Origin of the sequence: Streptomyces sp. Wb2n-11, from assembly GCF_001049855.1 — a bacterium.
Classification (GTDB): Bacteria; Actinomycetota; Actinomycetes; order Streptomycetales; family Streptomycetaceae; genus Streptomyces; species Streptomyces altiplanensis.
The window spans coordinates 240,563-267,091 of record NZ_CVPB01000001.1; the positions used below are offsets into that span (position 1 = coordinate 240,563).

General features: G+C 68.9%; 16 protein-coding genes and 2 pseudogenes. 12 read left to right on the top strand and 6 right to left on the bottom strand.

What is annotated here, in order from left to right; all coding sequences use genetic code 11:
• Nucleotides 1–137: 137 nt before the first annotated feature.
• Both BN1555_RS00790 and BN1555_RS00795 read right to left on the bottom strand, forming a co-directional pair.
• Nucleotides 138–968: pseudogene (locus BN1555_RS00790) on the bottom strand (SAM-dependent methyltransferase); the annotation flags it as partial.
• A gap of 144 nt (nt 969–1,112) precedes the next feature.
• Nucleotides 1,113–1,982, bottom strand: coding sequence for a helix-turn-helix transcriptional regulator (locus BN1555_RS00795; RefSeq protein WP_093796974.1), 870 nt, complete (start codon nt 1,980–1,982; stop codon nt 1,113–1,115).
• A gap of 149 nt (nt 1,983–2,131) precedes the next feature.
• Between BN1555_RS00795 and BN1555_RS00800 the strand changes: the two genes are divergently transcribed.
• From BN1555_RS00800 to BN1555_RS00810, 3 genes are all read left to right on the top strand, one after another.
• Nucleotides 2,132–3,055, top strand: coding sequence for an SDR family NAD(P)-dependent oxidoreductase (locus tag BN1555_RS00800; RefSeq protein ID WP_093796976.1), 924 nt, complete (start codon nt 2,132–2,134; stop codon nt 3,053–3,055).
• A gap of 622 nt (nt 3,056–3,677) precedes the next feature.
• Nucleotides 3,678–5,318 carry a glycoside hydrolase family 43 protein gene (locus BN1555_RS00805; protein ID WP_176709908.1) on the top strand — a complete coding sequence of 547 codons (1,641 nt, stop codon included), beginning with the start codon at nt 3,678–3,680 and terminating at the stop codon, nt 5,316–5,318.
• A gap of 98 nt (nt 5,319–5,416) precedes the next feature.
• Nucleotides 5,417–5,665 (top strand): hypothetical protein, encoded by a 249-nt coding sequence (locus BN1555_RS00810; protein WP_093796980.1) that lies wholly within the window; start codon nt 5,417–5,419, stop codon nt 5,663–5,665.
• Between the two features lie 1,008 nt (nt 5,666–6,673).
• On the opposite strand, the gene BN1555_RS00820 is transcribed toward BN1555_RS00810, so the two are convergent.
• Complete coding sequence (locus BN1555_RS00820; protein ID WP_093796982.1) at nt 6,674–8,692, bottom strand: glycosyl hydrolase; 2,019 nt, start codon at nt 8,690–8,692, stop codon at nt 6,674–6,676.
• A gap of 621 nt (nt 8,693–9,313) precedes the next feature.
• Between BN1555_RS00820 and BN1555_RS00825 the strand changes: the two are divergent.
• The 7 genes and pseudogenes from BN1555_RS00825 to BN1555_RS00855 all read left to right on the top strand — a co-directional run.
• Nucleotides 9,314–9,529 (top strand): annotated as a pseudogene (locus tag BN1555_RS00825) (NAD-dependent epimerase/dehydratase family protein); the annotation flags it as partial.
• 1,127 nt (nt 9,530–10,656) lie between these two features.
• The gene (locus BN1555_RS00830) at nt 10,657–11,424 is read left to right on the top strand and encodes a transposase (RefSeq protein WP_093796984.1); all 768 of its coding nucleotides are present in this window, start codon (nt 10,657–10,659) and stop codon (nt 11,422–11,424) included.
• Nucleotides 11,425–11,547: 123 nt separating this feature from the next.
• On the top strand, nt 11,548–12,069 hold the full coding sequence (locus BN1555_RS00835; protein ID WP_141662790.1) for a hypothetical protein: 522 nt from the start codon (nt 11,548–11,550) through the stop codon (nt 12,067–12,069).
• A gap of 910 nt (nt 12,070–12,979) precedes the next feature.
• The gene (locus BN1555_RS00840; protein ID WP_093796988.1) at nt 12,980–14,983 is read left to right on the top strand and encodes an ABC transporter ATP-binding protein; all 2,004 of its coding nucleotides are present in this window, start codon (nt 12,980–12,982) and stop codon (nt 14,981–14,983) included.
• A 254-nt stretch (nt 14,984–15,237) separates the two neighbouring features.
• Nucleotides 15,238–16,560, top strand: a complete 1,323-nt coding sequence (locus tag BN1555_RS00845; protein ID WP_255305808.1) for an NUDIX domain-containing protein — start codon at nt 15,238–15,240, stop codon at nt 16,558–16,560.
• A gap of 82 nt (nt 16,561–16,642) precedes the next feature.
• The gene (locus tag BN1555_RS00850) at nt 16,643–17,677 is read left to right on the top strand and encodes a phosphotransferase enzyme family protein (RefSeq protein ID WP_093796990.1); all 1,035 of its coding nucleotides are present in this window, start codon (nt 16,643–16,645) and stop codon (nt 17,675–17,677) included.
• The gene (locus tag BN1555_RS00855) at nt 17,661–19,049 is read left to right on the top strand and encodes an MFS transporter (protein WP_255305809.1); all 1,389 of its coding nucleotides are present in this window, start codon (nt 17,661–17,663) and stop codon (nt 19,047–19,049) included. The genes BN1555_RS00850 and BN1555_RS00855 overlap by 17 nt, the downstream gene beginning before the upstream one ends.
• A 940-nt stretch (nt 19,050–19,989) precedes the next feature.
• Here BN1555_RS00855 and BN1555_RS00865 read toward each other — a convergent pair.
• From BN1555_RS00865 to BN1555_RS00880, 3 genes are all read right to left on the bottom strand, one after another.
• Nucleotides 19,990–20,349: an STAS domain-containing protein gene (locus BN1555_RS00865; RefSeq protein WP_255305810.1), complete on the bottom strand. Its 360-nt coding sequence runs from the start codon at nt 20,347–20,349 to the stop codon at nt 19,990–19,992.
• A 1,830-nt stretch (nt 20,350–22,179) separates the two neighbouring features.
• Complete coding sequence (locus tag BN1555_RS00875) at nt 22,180–23,499, bottom strand: pectate lyase family protein (RefSeq protein WP_093796996.1); 1,320 nt, start codon at nt 23,497–23,499, stop codon at nt 22,180–22,182.
• Nucleotides 23,500–23,925: 426 nt separating this feature from the next.
• Nucleotides 23,926–24,954 carry a GlxA family transcriptional regulator gene (locus BN1555_RS00880; protein WP_093796998.1) on the bottom strand — a complete coding sequence of 343 codons (1,029 nt, stop codon included), beginning with the start codon at nt 24,952–24,954 and terminating at the stop codon, nt 23,926–23,928.
• Between the two features lie 147 nt (nt 24,955–25,101).
• Between BN1555_RS00880 and BN1555_RS00885 the strand changes: the two genes are divergently transcribed.
• Together BN1555_RS00885 and BN1555_RS00890 are read left to right on the top strand one after the other, a co-directional pair.
• Nucleotides 25,102–25,692 carry a cysteine hydrolase family protein gene (locus BN1555_RS00885; protein ID WP_093803076.1) on the top strand — a complete coding sequence of 197 codons (591 nt, stop codon included), beginning with the start codon at nt 25,102–25,104 and terminating at the stop codon, nt 25,690–25,692.
• On the top strand, nt 25,692–26,420 hold the full coding sequence (locus BN1555_RS00890; RefSeq protein ID WP_093797000.1) for a cysteine hydrolase family protein: 729 nt from the start codon (nt 25,692–25,694) through the stop codon (nt 26,418–26,420). The genes BN1555_RS00885 and BN1555_RS00890 overlap by 1 nt, the downstream gene beginning before the upstream one ends.
• Nucleotides 26,421–26,529: the final 109 nt, after the last annotated feature.

Sequence of the window (26,529 nt, forward strand, 5' to 3'; positions counted from 1 at the left end):
ACGGCATCCGGGTGGCCGCGCTCGTGCGGGCCTTCGTCGACGCGGCGCTCACCACGCATTCGGCCTCGCCGCAGCCATCCGCTGCTGCAAACCGCTCCTCGGACTCACCACATGGGACAGGGTCTTTGGCTGCAGCGTTACCGTCGGGGCTTGTCTGCGAAGACCCACCGGTTGCCCGCCAGAGCGTCGTTCTGCTCGGGCAGCGGGCCGCGTCCGTGATGGCGGGTGAAGTCGAAGGGGGTGCGGACCGATGTGGACCAGCCCAGGCTCGCGAGATCACCCGCGGAGTCGGGCCGCGGCTCCCTGTCGAACAGGTTGAGCAGGTCGATGCCGAGCTGGTGTTTCGTCGAGGTGTAGAGCGGGCTGTCGCGGTACTCCAGCAAGTCCTTTTCGAGCTTGACCTCGAAGGCCAGAGCGCTCCCTTCCGCGCTCAGCCGGTCCACCGTGTCGATGAGGTACGTCTCGACGGCAGGCGGCAGGTAGAACAGCAATCCCTCGGCCAGCCAGACGCTCGGTGCGGCCGTGTCGAAGCCGGCGTCGGCGAGCACTCCGGCCCAGTCGGCGCGCAGATCGACCGGAAGGGGTACGCGCGCTGCCTTGGGGGTCGCCGACAGCCTGTTGAGTACCGTGTGCTTGAACGCCAGCACTCCTTCCCTGTCGATCTCGAAGATCACGCAGCCGGGAGGCCAGTCGAGCCGGAACGCTCGCGAATCCAGCCCTGCCCCGAGCAGCACCACTTGGCGGGCGCTTCCCGTGTGCACCGACCGGAGGAGAAAGTCGTCGAGGACCCTCGTCCGCAGACCGAAGTAGCGCGCGAATCGTCCCCACAGCGGGTTCGCGTCCCCGTCCGGGACCTGTTGCATGCGGACCGGCCAGCCGGCGGACGCCGGTGCGGCGTGCACGAAGTGCTCCGCGTGGACGTCCCGTGCCAGGGCATCGTGGCGATGGGTCTCGATCGCCCGCGCCGCGGGTCCGGGTGGACGTCTGGGAAGCCGAGATCAAGAACTTCTACGCCCCCGACAAGGGCGGTATCCCTGCGGACCTGCTGGCGACTTCTCCGGCAGCCTGATCCAGCCCGGCCCGCTCCGGTGCGCATCTCGTGGCCGGCATCCTCAATACGCATCAGGGTGCGCTGAGCGGCCGCCTGTGACGCGCAGGAGGTCGAGCTTTCCCGCATCGCTGCTTCCGGCCGCTGCCGTGTAGGTGACCATGCGCAGGTCCGCGCCCGGAACGATCAGGACGTCGCAGTCGAGCAGTATGTCACCGATCTCGGGATGCCCAATCGTCTTGCGGTCGGTGGTGTGCTGGGCGGCGGCTGTCCGCGTGGCCCAGTGACGGGCGAAGGCATCGGATTGTTCCCGGAGACCGTGCACGAGACGACCGAGCTGGGCGTCGGCGGGGTAGCGGGAGGCGGCGTCCTTGAGGTCGGCGACGATTGACGCCTCGAAGGCGTCCTGTCCGCGCTCGGACCGAACGGGAAGCATTGAGACATGAGCGGGACCGTTGCCGAAAAGGGCGCGCGCGAGGTTCCGTTCGGCTTTCGCGAGGACGGCGGGGTCGCCGTGCAGGGCGCTCCACATGGTGTTCCACCACACCAGGGTCCAGTCGGCGGTGAACACCCCGATCGGGACGTCGCCCAGGCGCGCGGTGAGCCGCTGGATGCCCGGGGGCACATGGGTGCTGATTGTGCCGTCCTGCGGTGGAAGGAGCCCGGCGCTGCGGTACAGCTGGTCGCGCTCGGTCCGGGAGAGCTGAAGGGCCCGGGCAAGGGCGCCGACGACCTGGGCCGAGGGGTTCTTCGCGCGTGACTGCTCCAGGCGCAGGACGTAGTCGACCGAGAGCCCGGCCAGCTGCGCGAGCTCCTCGCGGCGCAGGCCCGGGGCGCGGCGGCCGGCCGTCGCGGTGAGGCCGGCGTCGGCCGGGGAGAGGCGGTCGCGCCAGGCGCGCAGGAGTGCACCGAAGGTGGAACGGGAGGCGGTCATGGCTCCATTCTCACCGCCCGGCGCCCGGCGAGCCTGGGTACTGCCGGTCCTGGTGACGGGGACGGCACTGGTTGACGGTGGCGCAAGCGGCGAACGTTGGTAATGCGTCCGATCGGGCGCACACCGGCTGACCAGTCAAGGAGCCCTCCATGCGGCACACCGTTGTGATGACCGGCGCGAGTCGCGGGATCGGCCGCGTCGCCGCGGAGCACATCCTGCGCCAGTCGCCCGACGTGCACCTCCTCGTCGTCGCCCGCGGATCCTCCGGGGCACGTCTGGCCGTGGACCTGAGTGCGGACGGGCACACGGTCTCGCACGTCTCGGCGGACCTCGGCTCGCTGGACAGCGTCCGCTCGGCCGCCGCCGAGATCCGCGACCGGCTGGAGTGCGGTGACCTGCCGACGCTGCGCGGCTTCGTGGGCAACGCGGGCATCCAGTACACGAACGCGCTGACCAAGGGGCCTGACGGGTTCGAGTCCACCTTCGCGATCAACGTGCTCGCCAACCACCTGTTCGTCCGCCTGCTCCAGGACCGATTCGCGGCTCCCGCCCGGATCGTGATCACCGCCAGCGACACCCATTTCGGCGACTTCAAGCACAACATGGGCATGGTGCCCGGTCCAGCATGGAAGTCCCCGGACGTCCTCGCCCGTCCGGGCGCCTTTGCCGAGCCGGACACTGCGGTCGGCGGGCGTACCGCGTACTCCACGAGCAAACTGGCCGCGATCTATCTGGTTCACGAGTACGCACGCCGGCTGCCGGCCGGGATCGACGCCGTCGCCTACAACCCGGGGTTCGTCCCCGGCACCGGCCTCGCCCGCAACGCAGGACCCCTCTCCCGGTTCATGATGCGCCGCATTCTGCCGGTCATGACCCTCACCCCGTTCGCGACCAGCCGCAATGCCGCCGGGCGCTACCTCGCCGATGTCGTCCTCGGTACGACCGAGGCGCCGACCGGGTCCTACGTGGACCGCGCCCGTGCGGCCCGGTCGTCCGAGGAGTCCTACGACCCTCGGCGCGAAGGCGAGCTCTGGGACACCGTCGAACGGTTCACCGCGGCGTACGCTGCCTGAACTGTGGAGCTCCGGGCCCGGCCCGGAGCAGGAAACCTGCGCCTGCCGTCGGCGTGAGCACCGCCATGACGACGGCCGTCACCACACCGAACGCGGCCAGTCAGAACAGTCTCATCGCGACTTCCCTGGAGCAATGCCCGGTAGTTTCACCAGGCGCTTCGGGCTGGTGTTTCGCATACGACTCCAGCAGCACCGCGGACATCGGACTTGTCGGATGCGCTTCACAGCAGGCTGAAATAATCGCCGGATTGATCGAATGTTTCGCTGTGATATCACAGCAGCCAGCTCCACCAGTAAAGGCCGAAGCGGAAATTCTGCGACAGGCTCAGTGCGCCACTCGCTACGGACTGAGGCTGTCGCGTACGGCCAGCATGCGCTTGACCTGCAAGGAAGATTCAATACCCGAGAGAGGGCGCGGCCGAGTGGGCGGCGTACCGGCATCCCCGACGGGCGAAACAATTTCGATATACCGACCGAATGACGCAAGGGGGTTGACGCACCCCAGGTGCTGCCCACGATCCTTAGTGGCCGAGCAACCGAAGCGTGTTCGAAATAACGAACACATGGGTCGTCAAGACTCATCCCTCCCCTCCGGCCCCCGACGCCACAAGGAGCACTGCATATGTCATGGACTCGTCATTCTGTGGATCGCCGTGCCGTCCTCGCGACGGGCACCGGCCTGCTGGCGGGAGGCGTGCTGCCCGCCGCGACGGCCGGGCAGGCGTCCGCCGCGCGGCTTGCGGCGCCTTCCTCGGCCCTGGTCGCCACCTACACCAACCCCGTCCTCTGGCAGGACTTCGCGGACCTTGACATCATCCGCGTGGGCGACACGTACTACTGCTCGGCCTCGAGCATGCACTACTCGCCCGGCGCGCCGATCCTGCGCTCGTACGACCTGGTGAACTGGGAGTTAGCCGGCCACTCGGTACCGGTGCTGGACTTCGGCTCCAAGTACGACCTCAACGGCGCCCGCGGATACGTCCGGGGCGTCTGGGCATCGTCACTGGCGTACCGCCCGTCCAACAGGACGTTCTACTGGGTAGGCCAGATCGATTTCGCCAAGACCTACCTGTACACGGCCCCGTCCGTCGAAGGGCCTTGGAGTCGGCTGACCACGATCGGCACCGCCTACTACGACGCGGGCATGCTCGTCGACACCGACGACACCCTGTACGTGGCGTACGGCAACACCACCATCCACGTGGCGCAGCTCTCCGCGGACGGCCGCACCCAGGTCCGTACCCAGCAGGTGTTCAGCACACCGTCCAGCATCGGGACCCTGGAGGGTTCCCGTTTCTACAAGATCAACGGCAGTTACTACATCTTCCTGACCCGCCCCGCCAACGGCCAGTACATCCTGAAGTCGACGAGCGGACCCTTCGGGCCCTACAAGCTCCGGCAGGTGCTGCTCGACCTGCCCGGCCCGGTCAGCGGCGGAGGGGTACCCCACCAGGGCGGAATCGTCCAGACCTCATACGGGGCGTGGTACTACATGGCGTTCGTCGACGCCTACCCCGGCGGCCGCATCCCCGTCCTGGCCCCGGTCACCTGGACCTCCGACGGCTGGCCCGTCGTCCAGCTCGTCAACAACGCGTGGGGCGGCTCGTATCCGGCCCCCGCCGTCCCCACTCCGCCCCGCGCGGTCGAGCCCATGACGGGGGTCGACTACTTCACCCGGCCGTCCCTGGCCCCGAAATGGGAGTGGAACCACAACCCTGACAACAGCAAGTGGTCGGTGGGCAACGGTCTTACGCTGAGCACCGCGACCGTCACCAATGACCTGTACTGGGCCCGCAACACCCTCACCCACCGCATTCCGGGGCCCACGTCCACTGCGACGGCACTGCTGGAGTGCGCGGGAATGCGGGACGGGGACCGGGCGGGCCTGGCCCTGCTGCGTGACTCCTCCGCCTGCATCGGTCTCATGCGCGACAGCAGCGGCACCCGCGTGGTCATGGTCGACGGTCTGACCATGGACACCCACTGGAAAACCACCGGCACCGGCACCGTGCGGGCGAGCGCCGGTGTCTCGGGCAGCCGGATCTGGCTTCGCGTGAACGCCGACATCACCCCCGGCGCCAACCGTACCGCCAGGTTCTCCTACAGCACCGACGGCACCAACTTCATCATGTTCGGGCCCGCGTTCACCCTGAACAACGCCTGGCAGTTCTTCATGGGCTACCGCTACGCCCTCTTCAACTTCACCACCGGGGCTCTCGGCGGCTCCATCCGGGTCACGCAGTTCAAGGTAACCGCTCCCTGACCACCTTCTCGTCCCCGCACCCGCCTCGTGCCGCGAGGCGGCAGAACCACTAATCCAGGAGAGGACACACGGCTACAGGCAGGAAGAAAAGCGAAGGCGTGCTGTGGCGCCGGCGACGAAGCACGGTCGGGATCACGGTGACGGCGCTGCTCGCCGACCTGCGCCTCGCCCTCACCACGACGTCGGCGTCGACGGCCTCGGCCGACACCAGCGCCTGGTACGTGCTGGTCAACCGCAACAGCGGCAAAGCACTGGACGTCACCAACCGGGACCCGCGCTCCGGCGGCGACTACTCGCGACTTTCCTGCCGCAGGGGACTGCTCACCCGGGCCAACTCCACCTGCTGACCCGAACGGACGGCAGGAACGGCTGCCGCACCGGCCAGGAGCACACCTCCGCCGGTGCGGCACCGGGCCGTCGCCATCCGGTCACCGGCCCTCTGCGACCGTCCCGGCCGCAGGTCACGTCACTCTCCTTGCCACCAGCCCAGAACATCCGGAAGAAGATGAGACCCGGACGCGAACACACACGCCCACCCCGGCGGAACACGTGCACGCCGCCGTTCCCACTTGTTCGCCGGAGCGGCTGCGCTGTTCCCCGGCGAGAACGAGAACCACCGGGGCCCAGAGAGCTTCGCCAACGGCATGCACTCCGCCATCGTCCGCCCCGTCATGCCCGCAACTGCCCTCAGCACTGCCCCCGCGTCATCCGCGGAAGCGACCTGCTGCCACGGTTGCCCCGGCAGCAGCCCCGGCGGTCCGGCTGCCGCCGGGGCTTCACCTGAACCGGCAGAACCACCACACCTGTCGCACCTGCCAGGACCCGTCTTCGAAGGCCATCGGGCGGTGGAACAGGGTGCTGGGACTCAGAACCCGAAAGGCGCGGCGTTCTGACCCGAATTGCTCACCGCGCCCAGCCCTCGTGCGAAATCCTGTCCGGCAGCGCCGCGCTCCACTGCCCCGCGCTCTCCCGTGCCGCCCCTGCGCCACAGTGCAACCCAGCACGCCCCGATCACAGCTGTGGACACAACCAGCACGGAAACAATGACGCTCATGCGCTCCCCGCTCATCTGACGGAACCGTCCTGTGGCCCCTTCTCGATCTGCACATTCTGCGGAACCGCCGGCGCAAGGACAACGGGCGTCCCCAGTGCCATGCTCGGCATCACCGCCCCACGACCTGGCACTCACGGGAGGAATCGCGCCCATACGGGACAGCCTCCGAACGTCGGGAGCACCCGGTTCAGTATCAGGACTGCGCCCTGTGCACGCCTCCGTCTGCTCGGCCGGCGCCCACCGTGCCGGGCACCTCGTCCGCGACGGCCCCCGACGGCGGAGCCGACGCGGACGGCGGCGGTCATTCGGCCCTGATGTTGTCCACGTACACGACACCCTTGGCCGGGGCGCCGCCGCCGTGGCCGAGGTACATGTTGAACGTCGTCACCCTGGCGAGGTGGGCCGCATCCAGCACCTCCCCGGCGTGCGCGGTGTCCCAGGGGGCGGGCCTGAACTCGCTGAACGGCGCCCGGATCTCGCGTCCGTCGGTGTCGGACAGCGGAATCCCGTACTCGAAGTAGGCGCCCCCGGACACGATCTGGAGCGTCGCGCCGTTCGCCGAACCGTCGCCCTGCAGCCACAGCACCAGCGACGAGAAAGCGGTCCAGTCCGCGTCGACCGACTTGCCGATGCCGGTGTACCCGGCGCTGCTGAAGTCGTACGAGTAGGCCAGGCCGTACGAGCCCGAGGCCTTGTGGCCGGCCGACAGGGTCGTGGTGTTGGTGTTGATGTGGCTGTAGGCCTCGCTGAGGGTGGCGTCGTCCCCGGCGTACCCCTCGAAGTCGTCGATCCATCCGGTGGGCAGGGGGGCGACCTCGCCGAGGAGGACCAGGGCCGAGTCGGTGAGGGTCCTGCCGTTCACCCGGGCGTCCACCGAGAGGGTCACCGACCGGTTGTCCAGCCAGGCCGGGTCGATCGACCAGTCAGCGGAGTAGAAGCCGTCGGCGTCGAGTCGGAGCCGTCGGGCGCGGCCGCCGTTCACCGAGTAGGTGACCCGGCTCGCCGTCGCGTGCGTGACCCGCACCCGGACGGTGCTCTCGGGGCTCGTCAGGCGCTTCCGGTCCGTGGGGGTCACGAGGTGCATGAAGGGGGCGTTCCGGATGGCGGTGGTGCGCGCGGCGTACACGCCTCGCAGGTCACCGGCGAACACGGTGTAGGGGTCCTGGGCGTACTGGACGAAGTCCGCGTGCAAGGCGTGGCCCGGGGTCGGCACGTAGGACCGGGTGCTGCCCCCGAAGTTCGCCCAGGTCTGCATGTAGGTCACCCGGCGGGCCAGCGGGTCCGCCTTGATGGCGCCCAGCAGCTTGGTGAACCACTGCGGGTTCCGGCCCTCTTCCCCGCTCTCGCCGAACTCGGTGTAGGCCGGGACCTTGCCCTTCTCCTCGGCCAGGCGGACCACCATCGCCAGGTCCTTCACCAGGCTCTCCAGCCAGGCGTCCGACCCGGCGGAGTTGTCGTAGGCGTCGTAGCCCAGGACGTCGACGTAACCGTCGCCCGGATAGGTCTTGAGGTAGCCCGTCGGGTCACCGCCGAAGCCGGAGTTGGGCGAGTACGAGTAGAGCAGGTTACGGACGCCCTTGGTGTCCCGCAGGTACTCGACCGTGTAGCGGAATATTTCGATGTACTCCGCCGGGGTGGTGTGGCCGGCGCCCCACCAGAACCAGCCGCCGTTGTTCTCGTGGAAGGGCCGGAAGATGACCGGGATCAGGGTGCCGTCCGGCCGCCGTGCGCCCTTGACCGCCTTCGCGATGCGGTCGAGGAAGGCGTTGAACCGCGCGTGCTTCGTGCCTCCGGGGAGGATCTGGCTGACGACACGGCCCGATGTGTCGTAGAAGTCCTTGCCGGTGACGAAGTTCGGCATGTGCGCACTGAGCGTGTTGATCCCCCCGCAGGCGTCCGCCTGCCGGATGCACCGGCTGAGCGCGGCGATGTTCCCGGCCTCGGTCGCGTCCTTGCTGCCGGGACGCTCGTCACCGTCGAGGATCAGGGTGTCCCAGCCGAACAGCGCGGGGTGGTCGCCCACCGCCGCCTTGGTGTCGGACGCCTTGCCGTCCTGCGTGGTGAAGGTGAAGCCGTAGGACAGGGCGTGCTGGTGGCCGAAGAGGGTGCCTTTGCCCTGCTGCCGCATCAGGTACGCGAACAGCGCGCGCGTGGCACTCGTCGCCTTGTCGTCGACGATCCGGACGGGCATCGGCGCACCGGCCGGCGCCACGGTGGGGGTCGCCGCCGAGGCCATGTGCATCCCGGCGCCCGCCGCCGCCATGGCGGTCGTGGCGCCGAGGAGGACGAACGAACGGCGGTTCACGGCAGAGTTGTGCATGGCTGTCTCCTTGGACGTGGCCGGCTCTCACAATGAAGGGGAGGTTCTCGCCGCAGGCTCGGGGCCGGAACGCGAACCACGCACCGACGATCCGTTCGTCGGCCTCCCGGCGTGCCCGTTCCCGTGGCCTGTGCGGCCGTGGTGCCGACTGTGCCGGATGACGACAACGTTGTCTATCCCGATACGACAGTTAAGTGACCGGTTTAGTGGATTGCCGCGAGAGTGCTCCTTGCACTGCCGGGGATGCCTTCGCCGCCGCGGCGAAGGGCACGGTCGGTGTCCCGGGCATCACACTGTCGGGGTTGCCCAGGGCGGGTCTGGAGGGTCTCCCGGTCGTAGTGTCCGTACTGTCCGTAGCGCCACCGGATGGGCCCCGAGGGGCCATGTCGCTCGGGCGGGTGGAGGTGGTGACATCGGCGCCGCCGACCGGAGTTCCGGCAGCATCGAGGGTGTCGCGAACCGCATCGAGAAGATCAAGAGGCAGCTCTGCGGGCGAGCCGGATTCGAGCTGCTCCGCAAGGTGATGCCGTGTCAGCAACCCTCCATGGCCGCTTCCCGAGTCCGTGGCAGAGCGGAGAAAGACGTCGCTCGCGTGTTGACGGCCCTGCCATGATCGGCGACATGAAGGTACTCGTGACCGGAGCGACAGGAAGGATCGGCAGTGCTGTCGCCAGTGCGCTAGAGGCTTCCCATCAGGTGGCCAAAGGATCCCGCAGAGGGCCGGTGAAGGTGGACATGGAGGACCCGTCTTCTTTGGACGCGCTCTTCGACGAGATACTGGATCCCGATGCCGTGGTGTGCTGCGCCGCCAGCGGCCCGTTGGTGGACCTGGAAGCACGGCGGACAAGTCACCGACGCGCACAGTCACGTACAGATCCCCGGGCGCGCCACCGTGCTTACCGGGGGCCGAGTTCGCGCATCCGGGCAGGTGTGCTGTTCGCGGACGATCCGACCCTCCCCCTCACCCGTGGTACAGGCCCGCGCCGTCTTCTCGCCCTCCCCGGTAGCGCAGGCGGGACGGACTGCGTGGGAGGTGAACCGCACGGGGATGATCGCACCGTCTGCGGCTTCTGCCCGGCTGACCGACATGCCGTGCGCGAAGTCCGGGCCCCGGCCCGAAATGATCACTTGGCCAGCGTAAGTGCCGACCGGGGAGGTACCGGACGCGTAGGGGGCGAGTGTGCTGGGCTTGAGACGATGCGATGTAGAAAACAGTGGCCAGGGAGGCTCACGTGCCTGAGGACTCACACACGTCAACGCCCCAGCATGACCGTGATGCGGCGCAACGGCCGCCCTCCGAGACAGACTCCCTGGCACAGCGGGCGCGGCCGGAATTATCACCTTTACGGGACCGCGCGCATTGGGCCACGCTCGTAATCCTGCCGCTGCTCGGGGCCGTTGCCTTCTGGGCGGTCCAAGGATTGTGGGGATGAATACGGGACAGAACCGCCGGTCCACCAGGACTGAACGCGTACACACCAGGACCCGTCAACTGTGCGCCCGCCAGTCTCGACCTCGCGCTGCAGACGAAGACCGACCAAGCCATTGCGGTCACCGGAGCCGGACCAAAGCCCTCTCCAGCAAGTCCTTTCCCGAAGAAGGGGAAATGTCTCATCCGGCACCCTGCGGGGGCCTCGCACCCATTCCTGCGTTCGATGTAGACCCGGCGCAGTCTCCTGCTCCTGTGAAGCCAACAGCCAAGAACCCCAAGCCTGACCGGACAGGCTTCCCCTTCGTTCTTTCCGCCGACAGTCCGGAACGACCGCGCCCCGGACTCCACCCCGGCGAACGGGACGTCCGGTTCTCGCTCACGGTCGGGTGGCCGACGGAGAATGCGGCAGTGTGACACTCGACAACGGTGACGGCCGACGCAAGGGGTCCGGCTACCACGTAACCGGGTGAAGCAAGTGCACTGCGCTAAGGCCTGTCCCGTAACTGCTGGTCACGGGTGAGATGATCTTGGTGTGGCTGGTGTGATCACGGCGTCGGAGCCGTCTTGGATAGCCCCGTTCACCGGGCTGAGCCCGCGCTGTTTCGGGAAGCTGGTGACCGTGCTGCGACGCGAGGGTGCGGATGCGGTCCGCAAGGGCCGGCCGTGGAGCCTTCCGCTGGAGGACCGGGCCCTGCTGGTCGCGGCGTACTGGCGCACCAACCTGACCATGCGCCAGCTCGCCCCGCTGTTCGGGGTCTCCAAGTCGGCGGCCGACCGCATCATCGACCACCTCGGGCCGATGCTCGCGCTCCAGCCCCGCAAGCGGTTCGCCAAGGACACCGTGCTGATCGTGGACGGCACTCTGGTCCCGACCCGGGACCACGCCATCGCCGCGCAGTCGAAGAACTACCGGTACTCCACCAACCATCAGGTCGTCATCGACGCCGACACCCGCCTGGTCGTCGCGGTGGGAAGACCGCTTGCCGGAAACCGCAACGACTGCAAAGCCTGGGAGGAATCCGGCGCCAAGGCGGCCGTCGGCAAGACCCTCACGATCGCCGACGGTGGCTACCCCGGCACCGGACTCGTCATGCCACACCGCCGGCGCAAAGGCGAAGAACTACCGGAGTGGAAGCAGGCGCACAACAAGTCCCACAAGCAGGTCCGCGCCCGCGTCGAGCACGTCTTCGCCCGCATGAAGACCTGGAAGATCCTCCGCGACTGCCGCCTCAAAGGCGACGGAGTCCACCACGCCATGCTCGGCATCGCCCGCCTGCACAACCTCGCTCTCGCCGGGTAGGCCAACGGACCGCACAGCGACCAGCCCTACCCAAGACGACTCGAAGATCATTTACGGGACAACCCTTAGGCGGTGCTGTCAAAAGGTTTGCGACCGCCGGGTTGGTGAGGGAATTGCGGCCTGGTGAGCGAAACTCACGTGCCGGCGCTGTTGCGCCTGGGCGATGATTCACCGATGTTGAACGTTACCGACGTGGACGATGCCAAAAGCGCGGCTCTCCTGCTGACCACGATGCACCGGCTGCACAAGCAGCTGGACGATTTCACAGCTCAGCTCTACATCACCTACGCCTTCGGAGCTGAGTCCGGGCTGGTACCGGCCGTCTGGATCGAAAAGCACGCTGCGGGACCTGAGCTGCGGCTCCACCACCGCTTCGGCTTCTTCGCGGAAGGTGATACGGAGGTCAGCGAGCTACGGTTCTCCGCAGGTGTGACCATCACCTCGACCGGGTGCACCGCTGAAGCCATGGTGGATGTCGACCTTGAACAGCCCCGGGGAGAGTTCGGCGCCGGCGTCCACACCCTCCACCTTGAGCGGGTCGGCCGACTTTCCCTCATGGACGCCCTGAGCCGTTTGGAGGAACAGGTCGCGGTGCTCTGCACAATGGGCGATGTCCCGAACCGTCTGGGTTTCCCTACGCGTTGATCCCGGTCTCCTCCTCGGCGGCGCCGAGGAGAAACACAGGAGGATCACGCCCGCAGGAAGAATACAGCGGGGTGACAGCTGCTTCGTAGGACTCAGTGGTTTGGTCGTGGCGGGTGGCGACGCCTCACCACTGTTTGAGATGAACCGGTATACCTCGCTCACCGATCGCCGTCCCCCGCGAAGAAGGCTGCCGCTTTTTCAGGATCCCGATCGCCTTCTCCTGCTGGGCGCTCCCCCGGGCAGCGGCTTCAGCCCCTCGTGCTCCGCGCTGGTCAGCTCGCCCGACGTTGCCCCATCGCGGTCGGTACGGTCACGCTTGCCCCGGCCCCGCAGGCTCTCGGGACTCCCCCTGGATCCCGCGCGACCTCCGTGATCGTCTTCTCTGAGTACCGGGCCAATGCGATCGCGTCCCGCTTGAACTCCTCCGAACACCACTGGGAGCACTGACTACTCACCTGGCACTGCTTCCTCTGGAACCTCATGTCCCCGTCTCCAGTCGTCCAGTCACGAGGGAACGCTTCACTGCCCGGTTCCGCCACAGCGCCGGCTCGGCATACGAAGACCGCAATACCTCCAAGGAGTGATACCGGCTGTCGAACGTCCGGCAGAGCCCGCATCGCAGTGGCCCCTTGGCCTTCACCGGTCACTGGAACATGCGTTCATGATCTGCCTCTGATTTACCCGTTACGGGTCCCCATCAGGGCCGTTCTTAGAGCACCAGTACGCCCGGCCCCCCCTCACGCCCTCACCTGGAGGACGCCATGAATCCTGTGCCCGCTCGTGTGAACGGCCCTGCCGTGTTCGAGCAGCAGTGCCTCGCCGCCTCGCCCCGGATGCTGTACGGGCGCCGTGTTGACGCCCCCGTGGCCCGTGCCGGCCGTTCCTCACACCCGGATACGAGGTGGGGGGCATGAGTGGGGAAAACGCTGCGAAGGCGGAGTCCGGGCAGGAGGTTTCGCAGTCCGAGCGGCTGCTGTTCGGCGGCGAGCTGGCGTACGACATCGGGTGGAGCCGGCACCAGGGGGCATGGCTGGCCCTGGACCTGTGGGCGATGGCCCGCACGCTGCCGAAGCTGGTGGGTGTCGCGGTCCGGCTGGCACACCAGGCCGACGCGCGGGCCCTGCGCGTCGTGTGGCTCGCGGAGCTGGGCCGGGGTATCGCGCAGGCGGTCGGGCTGGTCGCGGTCAACTCGGTCCTGGGGCATCTGCTGGTAGGCGGTTCGACGGTCGAGCGGCTGGAGCGGGCGACGCCCGCGCTCATGGCCGTCACCGTCACCGCGCTGCTGGGCTCCCTCCTGCGGTCGGCGTCGACGTCGGCCACCGGGGCACTGGAGCCGAAGGTGCAGCGGGTGGCGACGGAGCGGTACCTGTCGCTCGTCGCCCGGGTGGAGCTGTCGGCGATCGAGGACGACGAGTTCCACCGGCTGCTGGACTCCGCCGGCTACGGGGCGGATTCCGCCCGACGGATGGTCAAGTACTGCACCTCGGTTCTCAATTCACTGATCTCGTTGGTCGCCGCGGCCGGCGTACTGACCGTCCTGCACCCCGCGCTTTTGCCGTTGCTGATCGCGATGACGCTGCCGAGCGCGTGGAGTTCGCTGACGATCGCCAAGATGCGCTACATCTCCTTTCACCAGTTCGTTCAGCATGCCCGTGCCGGGCAGCTGCTGGGCCGGCTGCTGATCGACCAGCAGGCCGCCGCCGAGGTCCGCGTCCACGACGTCGGCCCGTTCCTGCTCACCCACTTTCGCGGCATGGCGCAGACCAGTGAGCGGGAACAGACCCGTATGGCGAGCGAGGCTGCGCGCAAGGGGCTGATCGCCGACGGCGCCACCGGGCTGGCCACGGTCATCACCTACGGGGTGCTGGGCGTGCTGCTGTGGACCGGGAGGATGGACCTGGCGGTGGCCGGCACCGCGGTGCTGGCCATCCGCACCGGCTCGGGCAGTCTCGACCAGCTCGTTCTGCAGGTCACCGAGCTGCACCAGGAAGCCCTGTTCGTCGCCGACTTCGAGAAGCTGTGCCGGGAGGCCGCCGAGCGGGCCATCCCCGCCACTGGAGTAGACCTGCCCGAGCAGGTGGACGAGATCCGCTTCGAGAAGGTCACCTTCACCTACCCCGGCAGCACCACGCCGGAGCCCTCCCTGCGCGAGGTCGACGTCACCATTCCCACCGGAAGGATCGTCGCCCTGGTGGGCAACAACGGCAGCGGCAAGTCGACCCTGGTGAAGCTGTTGTGCGGCCTGTACCGACCGGACGCGGGGTGTGGCCGCATCCTGTGGGGCGGCGTCGACACGGCCACGGTGAACCGGGACCAGATCTTCGGGCGGGTGGCCATGGTGGCCCAGGACTTCTACCGGTGGCCGTTCACCGCCCGGGTCAACATCGGCATCGGCCGCTCCAGCGGCCCGATGGACGACACCGCGGTCGAGGCGGCGGCCGCCTACGCCGGTGCGGACGAGGTCCTGGCGAAGCTGCCGCGGGGCCTGTCCACGCTGCTGGCCCGCGGCTACAAGGGCGGGCACCAGATCTCCGGCGGCCAGTGGCAGAGGATCGGAATCGCGCGGGCGCGGTTTCGCGGTGCCCAGGTGCTGATCGTGGACGAACCGACCAGCGCCCTGGACGCGGCCGCCGAGCAGCGGGTGTTCGACCAGATCCGCACCCTCGCCGCCGAGGGCCAGACGATCATCCTGATCACCCACCGGCTGCACTCGGTGCGTCACGCGGACCTGATCTACGTCCTCGACCAGGGCCGGATCGCCGAAGCCGGCACATTCGAGGAGCTCATGGACCCGGTTACGGGCACGGGCGCGTTCCGGGATGCCTACCTGCTGCAATCGCGTGCCTACGACCACACGATCCCCGCTCAGCGCGACAAGACGGGGGATGACGAGCCGGCTGGGGAGCACGCATGAGAGCGGAGCCACAGACCGGAAACACCCTCGCCGCAGCCTCGCCGGCCGAGGAGGTGCCGCGTGACGTGTTGTGCTGACCATGTGCTCGGGCTCGGCCACGGCGCTCCGGGCAGATGCGACGGGGCATCGGTGCGCGCAACAGGCTCGGTGCGCGCAACAGGCTCTGTGGCCGACCGCCGGGCGGGCTGTCGGGTACCGGGCCGGGGTTTACCCGCAGGCTCCGCGTACGCCCGGCCCGGCGGGGCGGCGGACCCGTGGTGAACCTGCCCGGCCCCCGCACCGCCCCTGCTGCCGATGGCGGGAAGGCGCCCCTGCGAGGCCGCCGTACGTTCACCGTCCGCCTGCCGGGAGAGGCGGCCTGCCTGTTCGGCACCTCGGTGCGCGCAGTCGCGCTGCCCGCCCTGGCCGTACTCGAGCCGAAGGCCGGCCCGGAACAGGTCGCGGCCCTCCTGGCCCGAGCACGCGGGTGTCGGGAAGAGGCCCTGACCTGGTGGAAGGCTCTGCGCCTGAATGACCGGGCCCCGGCCCCGAACGGACCGCTGACCGGTCGGGCAACGCCGAAGGGCCCGCGGGTCTCGGTGCTGCTGGAAGAGGCCGGACTGTGGTCGGCCTGCCGCCGCCCCGGCTGGTGGACCGCCACCCGTCCCAGCCTGTTGTCCGCCTTCGCATCCCACCTCAAGGAGCCTGAGATGCCTCTGCCCAACGACCCGCGGGGGACTGCTGCACTGCTGGTCGACTCCCGTGGCCGCTACCTGCTGCACCTGCGCGACGCCAACAAGAAGATCTGCGACCCGGGAACGTGGAGCGTCCCGGGCGGCGACCGCGAAGGAACGGAGTCCTCACGTGATGCGGTGGAGCGGGAACTGCTGGAGGAGACCGGCCTGGTGGTTCCGCTGACAGAGTTCACGGTCGTCGACTCCCTCGGCCCCGAGGGGGTCAGAGGCCAGATTCGCGTCTACCTCGGGACCTGGGACGGCAACGCCGATGAACTGCCGTGCCCCGAGGGCATCATGTTCCGCCATTTCGACGCCGCCACCGTCCCGTACCTGACGATGTGCCCGTGGACGAAGGATGTCATCGACCTCCACCAGGCCCGGGCCCCCGCCCGGCCCTCCGTTCCGGCGCAGGCCCGCCCCGGCGGCCGGGCACGCCCGAACGCCGTCGGCGTGCACCTCTACCTCGAACAGGACGGCAAGGTACTGCTCGGCCTCCGGCACCCCGACGCCGCCTTCGCGGCCTCCACCCACCGCTTCCTGGCCGGCCACTGCGAACAGGAATCCGCCCTCGCCTGCCTGGTCCGCGAGGCACAGGAGGAAGCCGGCATCACGATCGATCCCACAGACGTGGAGTTGGTCCACGTCGTGCACCTCGTGGACCACCCCGGCGGGCAGCCCCGCACGGGACTGGTCTTCCGCGCCCGGAAGTGGACGGGTACGCCGGAGGTGCGCGAGCCCGACCGCTGCGTGTCCTGGGACTGGTGGCCCTCCGACGCCCTGCCCGACAAGACCGTCCCTTACACCCGCGCCGCGATCGACGGCATCCGGGCAGGCCGCCTCTACACGGAGATGGGCTGGTGACCGTGGTCTCTGCCCCAAATCCCTCAGTGGACGCGGGCCCGCAGCGGCTCGGCAGCCACCCGGTGCCGCCGGGAGCGTCGCGATGAGCGCAGAGTCCGACGTGATGGTCGTGACAGACATCTTGCCGCTCCTCTACCGGATCGTCCCCACCTCGGTCGTCGACGGCCAGAGGGGAGCAGCGACCCGCAACTACCTGGCCGAGGACAGCGATGGCCGCCGACGGTTCATCAAGTCCTGTCCAGCGGGAGCGGATCTGCCGGCCGAGCCGGAGGCGCTGGAGTCGGGCGAGTTCGCTCGCATCGGCGGGGTCCCGGTGCCAGCGGTACAGCGGTCGTCGGCGAACGATCTCATCGTGACTGCGGGCGGGACGGCGGTGTCCGTCATGGAGTGCGTCGATGGCGCGCAGACCGCTGAAGGCAGCCTGCACGGCGACCGGTGGGCGGCGGCCGGAGAGGCAGTGGGATGTCTGCACCGGGTCCTGGCCCGCCATCCGGCCGGGCCGCCGGGGCAGATTCCCGTACGAGAGGTCTGCGACGTCGCGCGGGCGGGACAGCATCTGGAGAAGCTGCTCACGCGCTACGCGAACGGGACCACCCGCGGGGAGTTCGCCGGGCGGGCGGGCCAGGCCGTCGAGCAGCGTTCCGGCGCGTTGCCCCAGGTGGCGGCCATATTCAAGGCCCTGCCCCCGACGTTGACGGCTCAGACGGTGCACGGGGACCTGGCCTCGCCCGACGTGCTGCTGCGCGAGCAGGGGGTGGCGGGCCCGACCGACTTCCGGCCGCCCCGTCACCGCAGCGCTGCGTGGGAGCCGGGCCGGATCGTCCTCGATCCGCGCACGGTGCCGGCCGGCCCGGACTGGCCTGCGGATCTGGCCGAGGCGATCGCGGCCTACCGCGAGGCGAACCCCGGGCTGCCGGTGGAGGACCTGCTGTCCGTACCCCGGGGAGCGGCCGGCTACATGGCCTGTTCGGTCTACCCGTTGTCCGACCCCGTCGACAATCCGGCCGCGGTCACCCCGGAGCCGGAGAGGTACGGGCGGACCCGGCACGCTGCCATCGGCGTGCTCACCGACCGCCTGGAGGAGGCCGAGGGGGTGCTCCGTGACTGCCTGTCCTGACTCCCCCACCGCGCCCGCGTCGTTGTGGCGGCACCATGACTTCCGGCGCTACATGACTGGTCAGGCAGCCAGCGTGACCGGCAGCTCGATCAGCTCCATGGTCATCCCCGTGCTGGCGGTACTCGAACTGGACGCCACCGCCGCCGAGGTCGCCTGGTTGTCATTCCTGGGCCAACTGCCGCCCGCTCTCCTGGCCTTGCACGCCGGGGCGCTCGCCGATCGCCACTCCAAGCGGAAGCAGATGATCATCGGTGATCTGATCAGCGCCGGCACGCTGGCCAGCGTGCCGGTGGCGGCCGTACTGGACAAGCTGTCCCTGGCCCAGCTGATGGTGGTCGCGGCGGTGCAGGGCGCGGCGGGCGTGCTGCACGATGCCGCCGCGCTCAGTCTCCTGCCCAGCCTGGTCGACCGGTCGCTGATCCACCGGAGCAACAGCCGCATCGGCGGGCTCTTCGCCGTCGCCGCCACCGCGGGCAGCAACCTCGGCGCCGCCCTGACCGCGCTCCTCGGACCGGCCCGGGCACTCCTCGGCGATGTCGTCTCCTACCTCATCAGCGCCTGGTGCACCGCCCGCATCCAGGCACCCGAGGGCCCCCGGGCGCTGGCGAATTCCAGGGGCCGTCGGCTGCACACCGAGATCGGTGAGGGCCTGCGGTACGTGCACCGCGACCACCGGCTGCGCACGCTGACCCTGGTCAACGCCACGACGTCGGCCGCCCTGGCACTGCTCAACACCCTGTGGACGCTGTACCTGCTCCGGTCCCTCGCGATGAGCGCGACCGCCTTAGGCGTGGTCCTGGGACTCGGAGCCCTGGGCGCGGCGGCCGGGGCTCTGGCCGCCCCGGTACTCGCGGAGCGGTACGGGCCCGGGCCGCTGATGCTCGTCGCTCTCGCGATCACCCCGCTCACCCAGATCCCTCTGCTGCTCGCCTCCCCGGGCCTCGCCTGGCAGTTCGCCATCGGGGCTGCCCTGTTCCTTCAGCTGGCCTGCGCCGCTGCCGTGGGAACGACCCAGCGCTCCATTCGGCAGGTCATCACCGCCGACGGCATGCAAGCCCGCATGCAGGCCGTGAGCACCTGGCTCACCTCCGGTGCGCGGCCGGTGGCCGCGCTGCTCGCCGGCGGACTCGGCACCTGGATCGGGGTGCGCCCCACCCTGATCGTCGGCACCTGCCTGCTCGTCGTCCCCCTCGTGGTCCTCTACCGCTCCCCGTTGCGCGGCCTGCTGCAGATGCCTGGCGTGCTTCCTGTGCCTCCCTCTTCGGCAGACGCCCTCGTGCAACCGGCGCCGGCACCGTTGGGGCCGGCTGTGCCCAATCCCGCGGCCGCCGGGGATGTACGGCACGACCGCTCCGCGGAAGGGAGCCCGTGAGCACGGAACCGAACATGGCCGACGCCCCGAAGCGGGCCTCACAAGGTGGTCTGTCCAGTGCGCCGAACACGCCGGTACCGGTAACGCCCAAGTGCGCCCCGCCTGGAACCGCGATCGCGTGACCATCGCCGTCGCCGACGACGGGAAGGGCTCTCGTACGGCGTCGACCGCGTCCCCGGGGCCGAGTGCGTCCACAGTGCCGGACCGCCCCCAGCCCACGTTGCAGCAGCGGCAGCGCGGGCTCCACCACTGACTGCAGGGTGCCGAGGGCGAGTGCCAGGATGCCGAGGGCACTGATCGGCAGCCACCCGAGACGGACCGGGGAGACCACGGCTTCGGATATGGGCGTCCTTTCCACTGCCGTGGCCGACTGGGGTTTGGCGGCGAAGCCGGTGTTCTCCGGCACCGCCGCCGCACGGCATCGCGCCCCGCCCCCGATCCAGAAGCGCGGCGGGTAAAACTCCCGGTCGATCAGCCCGTGTGCGCAGCCCTCTTCGCACCGGCCCCTGCCAGCGTGATCACGACCTGCGGCTGGAGTACTGGTCAGCTCGACCGCCTTCGAACAGCGATCAGTTACGCGGTTACGCGGTTACGCCCTGAGGAGCACGTCCGGCGGACGACGAGAAGTGTGTCGCAGCGGAAAGGGCGGTTTCGAGGCCAGCGTCTCGAAACCGCCCCCAGGAGAAGTGTCCATCTCTGGGCAGCCTCTCAGCAGACCCGAACTCCGTCGATCATGGTGTCCCAGGGGGTGTTCTGGAGGTCGGCCTCCTCGTAGGAAACGGCCCAGAGCTGATTCGGCGATCCGGATGACGTTCTGCCGCAGCCACTCCGCAAGCCATGCCGACGACACCGGGAGTATGCCGACGAGCGGCAGCCGACCCAGTTGGCCGATCTGCCATGCGGCTGGCCAGAAGCCCACAAAACCGCTCATGAGTCCGGCTTACGAAAGCTGTGCGACAGGTTCGGTGGCGCTGGTCGTGTCGGCGGCGACGGTGAAGAGCGCGTAGGTGCCGCTGACTTCCAGGAGTCTGGTCACCTGCGGGGCGAGAGGGCCTGCGAGGACCAGGTGCTGGCGGTGGTGGGCTTGGATCAGGGTGTTGAGCATGGAGGAGTCGGCGAAGGAGACACCGGCAAGGTCGACAACGGTCCGCGTGACGCCGTCGCTATGCGCCGTTTCCAGCGCCTGGCGCAGAACTGCCTGGGAGTCCATGTCGAACTCCCCCTCACAGACGATGACGCGCGTGCCGTCCCTGCCGGGCAGCACCAGGACGCGAGTCGTGGGTCCCGTCGTCTTGCTCACGTTTCCACCTTCATCACCTGGGAACCCGCTTCTGCGCACGCGCCAGCGGGCTCGTCTCCACGCCAGACACACCACCTGACCGGCATTCCGCAGGAAAGAATATCTTCCTGAGCCACATAAGCAAAAGTGCAGTGATTGAGACAGATATAGAGGGTTGTCGGCTGGGAATCGTGTGCATGCCCCCGCCACCGGGAGACGCGGCCGTTCCGACAGCAGCGCGCGGAGTGGACCTCGCGGGTCGAAGGCCGCTCATGCCGACACCGACCCGATGGCCCCTCAGCAACGAGCTTCTGAGGTCACAACACTGGTGGAAGGAGAGCCTGCACAGGCACCCTCTGCCTGGCGAGCGGCTCGCCGGGACATCACTGAGTGCCGGACGGTGGCTGTTCTCCTCGCGGCTTTTGCCTGGACAGACTCCTCACCAGCCGATGACAGGTAGGTAGGCCCGAGTGCAGGCGGTCGCACGGCAGCCGGGGAGAGAACTGCTGGTTCTCTCCCCGCTTTGCCACCGGTCTGAGCCATTTCCCTGTGCGCGCGTCCGGCTGTCTGCTCCGTGACGCGCGCGAGGTTTTCGGTGCGGGCAGTGACCGTGACGGCCTGCGGTCTTCGTTCCGCTGACGCGAGTACATATCCGTCCCCGCGGACCCGCGTTGTGAGGGACCTGCACACCAGGGCCCTCACTCCTCCCCCAGGCCGCTACGGCATGTCACGCCGTAGCCCGCTCGTACGGGGCGACCGCCCGTGTTCCACCCGCTGGGAATCATTCATCCCCGTGCCCGGGCCGGGCGCGCCGACCGGCTGCCCGACGCGGACGACCGGTGCCCAACGATCGGAGCACCGCCCATGACACCACCCTGCACCGGGCCCAGGGCCGGTCCCGGTATCCGCGCCGACCGGAGCGAAGCAGGTGTCGTTCCTCTTCCGCTGCCGGGCGCTGTGGCGCTCCCGCAGAGCAGCACGTGCTTGTTCGGTGTCGAGCAGGAGGGAGAACCCCTCGCACGGGAGGCGCTGCACATCGATGGTCGTGGCCGGGCGGCGTTCCTCGCTGCGGGTCCGGGCCGACTCCGCCGCGTACGGCGCGAGAAACTCCTTCTGCCGGGCGTAACCGAGTTCCGATCCGTTCTTTCAGCGCGGACAGCACCCGGCGCCACAGCCCTTTGACCAGACGCCCGGCCGCATCACCCAGAGAACCACTATGCATCCCCCCATCCTGCTCCCCCACCACAGATAATCATCCTGCCCCCTCACCACGGATGATCCCGGGCCCTTCGTGTAAGCCGTACGGTATGCCCCCGCACCCGGAACTCGAACCTTTGCGCCATTTCGACGTGTTCAAGAAACCAGCCCCGGCGTTCGACACCCCGCAGGACCTGCGCGAGGCGTAACCAGTGCCGCATCAGGCTCGCGCCGCCTGCGAGGAGTTCATCCCGACGCTGCCGAGGTCGACGGAGCCGAGGCCCAACGCGCCGAGGCCGAGCAGCCGCAGGCCTTGTTGCTGGAACTGAGTGCCACGGTCACCACGCACCCCTACTGGGCCACGGCGGACAAGGACAAGGCGGTGGAGGTGCGGACGGCGCTCAAGCACGCCCCCGAAACCTCCGACGACAGCCCGGCCGCGCAGCCACCGGCTCCGGGCGCCCGCCGGGCAGGCCGTTCCTGGAGACGGCCTGCCCGGGGTGGTGCGTGCGTGGGGCCGGGCGGAGGCGGTCTCCAGCTCGGGAGAGTGAGGACAGACGTTCTTTGCCTGGTCTTCGAGGCGTAGTTCGGCGCCGGGGCCCGAGGCCGCCTCGCCGCCGTGCCCGATGCCGGCCCCATGGTTGGGGGTGGTGCTTATCGGACGCGGCCCGCTCCCGCCCCCCGCGCCACGTCGCGGTCCGCTCGCACCGCGCTGTCGACTGGGCCGTGCAGGGAGGGCTTCCAGCCGACGTCGCCGGTCAGGTCGCGTTCGCTGCCGGAGTTGTAGGCGTTGTGGATCGCCAGCAGGTCGACCGGGAAGCCGTTGAAGGAAGTCCCGCTCTGGTGCAGGGCGGTACCGTTCCAGCTCTTCACCAGATCCGCCGCCTCGACGTGGCCCGGCGTGGTGAAGGAGTTGTTCTCTGCGTGGATCGCCGACTCGGTGGAGACTCCGATCGAGTACCGGTAGTCGTGGGCGTCGGCCGGAACGACGTACCGGTTGTTGTACAGATGCACTTGGCCGTAGCGGACGCGCGGGGCGCGCTGTACGACGCCTTGGAACTCGTTGTGGTGCAGGGTGACGCGCAGTCTGCCGCGGTCACCGGCCGCGGAGTCGCTGTTGCCGATCAGCATGGCCTTGTCGTGGTCGGCGAACCGGCTCCAGGAGACGGTCACCAGGTCCGATCCCTGGGTAATGTCCAACAGGCCGTCGTGGCGCAGGTAGTTGCGTCCGAAGTACGTCGGCTCGTCCTCATCGGGGTGGCCCTTGTCGCTGGCGGTGATGTGGTCGATCCACACATGGGAGGCGCCGCGCAGCCAGATGGTGTCGTACGCGGCCTTCCAGTCGCCGAGGCCCCCGGTGTTGGGCTGCCAGACGGGGAAGCAGTCGAAGGCGTCACGCAGTTCGAGGTTGCGCACGATGACGTTGGCCGCGTTTTCGATCTGCAGGCTGGCTCCCTTGAGTACGGCGCCGGAACCGAGTCCGACGATCGTGGTGTTGGAGCCGACCGGGAGCTCCACCCGCTCGGCCTGCCGCGCGGCCGACGCCTTCCGGGCCTCCTCCTGCGGACCGGCCGGCTTGGCGGAGCCCCAGGTGCGCGGGTCGTAAGCGGCCAGGTACTCCTTCAGGTCGTAGCCGCCGGTGGCGTAGTCGGTGCAGTCCAGGCGGCGGCCCTCGGCGTCGGTGTTGGCGTCGACGGCCCCGACGACTTTGATGATCTTCGGGGTGCTGCTGCCGCCGTCCAGGGCACGGACCAGCTCCGCCCGGTTGCGCACGGTGAACACATGGTCCTCGTCGGCCGCAGCGCCCCCGCTGGTGCCACCCTGCGCAGCCGCCCAGCCGTCGTTGGGCGCGAGCGTCTCGCGGCTGATGTCACGGGTCTCGGCGGAGGCGGTGGCGCCGGTGCCGCCGCCGACCAACAGGGCTCCCACCGCGGCGAGGCGGAGCGCTGTACAGAGCGTGGGCACGGACGTCATCTACGCCTCCCGGATCGCGTATCGCGTCTCATATACGACGCGTGAAGTACGACGCCATGAAGTTAGGGAGACGCCAAGTATTTCGTCAACTCCTCTGACAAATTAATTTCATTCAAGCCGGTCGTCCGGATCGGACGGGAACGGTCCGGCCCAGCACCCCACCATGCACCGCTGATCACAACCGTGTACGCGTGGGCAGACCTGGGCAGATCCTCATAGTTCCGCCTGCCTCATGCGGACAGCTGTCTCCCGAGTTCGGCTGCTTCGCGCCCTGCGGCAGGGTGCACCCTCCGCAAAGGAGGCAGAACCACACCCACCTGTTCCTGCGCACAGCCGTCCCCACTCGCCCGCCGCATCGGGGCGCTCCGCGACCGGGAGGGCCGGCAGGCGCCTGCCGGCCTCAAGGCCGGAGCCGGAGCAGGGGCTTCATCGAGCCTCGATGCCGCTTGCGGCCGTTGCCGTCCGTGTCCGGAAGCGGCGCCGGTACTCGGTCGGTGTCGTGTCGAGTCTGCGGCGGAAGGCCCTGACCAGGGTGTCGACGGTGCCGAACCCGCAGGCGGAGGCGACCCGTTCCAGGGTGACGTCGGTGGATTCGAGCTGGTGACGCGCCACTTCGACGCGGGCCGACTCGATGTAGGCGTGCGGGGTCATGCCGAGCTCGGTCTTGAAGATCCGGGTGAGCTGCCGGTCGCTGACGTGGGCGCATGCGGCGAGGTCCGCGACCGTGAGGGGTTCAGTGATGTTACGCATGATGTGGTGGCGGAGATCCTCGATGCGGCGCGTCGTGGCGACCTGCTCCAAGGGAACGCTGAACTGACTCTGCCCGCTCGGCCGCTTCAGGTACATCACGAGTTGCCGGGCGACGCGCAGCGCGACGGCCTCACCCAGGTCGTCGGCGATGAGGGCGAGTGAGAGGTCGAGGCAGGCGCTGATCCCGGCGCCGGTCCAGACATCGCCTTCGCGGATGAAGATGGGGTCGGCGTCGACCTCGACGGCCGGGTGGTCCGCGGCGAGTTGCCGCGCCGTCGACCAGTGGGTGGTGGCGCGCTTGCCGTCGAGGAGTCCGGCGGCCGCGAGGATGTGCGCTCCGACGCAGACAGATGTGACCCTCCGGGTCCGGCCGGCGAGTTGTTTCACCCGCTCCACCACGGCGGGGTCGGTGAGCGGGTGCACGCGGCGCTGATCGTCCACCTCGACCGCGCCCGGAACGATCAGCGTGTCGATGCCCTTCGCGGACGGTTCGGACAGCTTGTCGAAGGTGACGTCGGGCAGGACCCGGACCCCGGCGCCGGTGGTGACCGGGTCCATGGTCTCGGCGGCGAGGACCACGTCGTAGGCCGCCGCTTCGTCCGTCTCGCGCCGTGCGAGGGAGAACACCTCCGGTGGCCCGGTCACGTCGAGCAGGTCGACGCCTTCGAAGAGGACGATGACGATCAGTCGTCCGACGGTGCTCAATTGACCCCCCGCGTTCAGCAACAGCCATGTCGGTATCTGCATGTTAGTTGACATTGCCGACGCCCGGTGGTGAGCCATAGCGTCATGGGCACAGGACACCGCACCGGTGAACTGCTCCCCTCGACACGCGAATCCAGGCGGTTCCCCATGCCCAGAACGACACTGCGTCAGCTCAACGGCTTCGACGACACCCCGGCGAAGCTCGCCAACTCCACCCTGATCCTCATCGACTACCAGAACACCTACACGACCGGTGTCATGGAACTGGACGGCTGGCAGGCCGCGCTCGACGCCACCGCCCAACTGCTGGCACGGGCCCGCCAGGAGGGCACGAAGGTCATTCACGTCATCAACGACGGCGGCGAGGGCACCCCGTACGACATCCGGGCCGAGATCGGCCAGATCCACCCGAGTGTCGCGCCGGTCGACGGTGAGCCCGTCGTCGTCAAGAAGGTGCCGAACGCCTTCGTCGACACGGACCTGGACGAGCACGTCGACGCCGCGGGCAACAGCGACCTCGTCATCGCCGGCTTCATGACGCACATGTGCGTGGCGTTCACCGCCCAGGGCGCCTTCCTGCGCGGCAACCGCCCCACCGTCGTGGCCGATGCCAGCGCCACCCGCGCGCTGCCGGTCGCGGGCACCGAACTGGACGCCCGCCAGGTGCACTACAGCGCCCTCGCCACCATCGCCGACCTGTACGGGGTCGTCGTTCCGTCCCAGAAGGAGATCTCCTGATGAAGCTGTTCCGCCCGGCCGTCGCCCTCGCCACCGCCGCCGTCCTCTCGGCCACCGTCACCGCGTGCGGCGGGAGTTCCGAGGCCGCCGCCTCCAAGGACGAACCGTCGGCCTCCGCCCCTGCCACCGCCGGGAAGAACGTCGCGAAGGACACGACGACGCTGCGGAAGCTCAACGGCTTCGACGAGACCCCGGCCACGCTCTCCGACGCGACGCTCATCCTCGTCGACTACCAGAACACCTACACCGAGGGTGTGATGGAACTCGACGGGTGGAAGCCGGCGGTGGACAACGCCGAAGCCCTGCTGAAGCGGGCCCGTAAGGCGGGTACGCCGGTCATCCACATCGTCGACAAGGGCTACGACCTGAAGTCGAAGGCGGGCCGGATCATCCCGGCACTCAAGCCGGCCAAGGACGAGCCCGTCGTCGAGAAGAGCGTCCCGAACGGCTTCCACGACACCGATCTCGCCGAGAAGGTCAAGAAGGCCGGGAACGAGAACGTCATCATCGCCGGGTTCATGACGAACATGTGCACCCTGTTCACGACCCAGGGCGCGTTCCTCAACGGCAACAAGCCGACCGTGGTGGCCGATGCCTCCGCGACCCGGCCGCTGCCGCTGAAGGGCGACCCGGACGGCGTCCCCGCCCAGCAGGTCCATCAAGCCGCGCTCGCCACGGTCCAGGACCTCTACGGAGTCGTGGTCCCGTCACAGAAGTCCCTGACCTGAGACCACCTGACCCCCACCCCTGACCCCCACTCCGAAGTCCCCCCACCTTGATCTCCCCCCACGCCGTTCCCCCCACATCACCCAAGAGCACTTTCATTCACCACAGAAA

Coding starts and splice junctions, on each gene's coding strand:
- BN1555_RS00795 (WP_093796974.1), bottom strand. CDS start 1,982: ATGACCGCCTCCCGTTCCACCTTCGGTGCACTCCTGCGCGCCTGGCGC.
- BN1555_RS00800 (WP_093796976.1), top strand. CDS start 2,132: ATGCGGCACACCGTTGTGATGACCGGCGCGAGTCGCGGGATCGGCCGC.
- BN1555_RS00805 (WP_176709908.1), top strand. CDS start 3,678: ATGTCATGGACTCGTCATTCTGTGGATCGCCGTGCCGTCCTCGCGACG.
- BN1555_RS00820 (WP_093796982.1), bottom strand. CDS start 8,692: ATGCACAACTCTGCCGTGAACCGCCGTTCGTTCGTCCTCCTCGGCGCC.
- BN1555_RS00840 (WP_093796988.1), top strand. CDS start 12,980: ATGAGTGGGGAAAACGCTGCGAAGGCGGAGTCCGGGCAGGAGGTTTCG.
- BN1555_RS00850 (WP_093796990.1), top strand. CDS start 16,643: ATGAGCGCAGAGTCCGACGTGATGGTCGTGACAGACATCTTGCCGCTC.
- BN1555_RS00875 (WP_093796996.1), bottom strand. CDS start 23,499: ATGACGTCCGTGCCCACGCTCTGTACAGCGCTCCGCCTCGCCGCGGTG.
- BN1555_RS00885 (WP_093803076.1), top strand. CDS start 25,102: ATGCCCAGAACGACACTGCGTCAGCTCAACGGCTTCGACGACACCCCG.
- BN1555_RS00890 (WP_093797000.1), top strand. CDS start 25,692: ATGAAGCTGTTCCGCCCGGCCGTCGCCCTCGCCACCGCCGCCGTCCTC.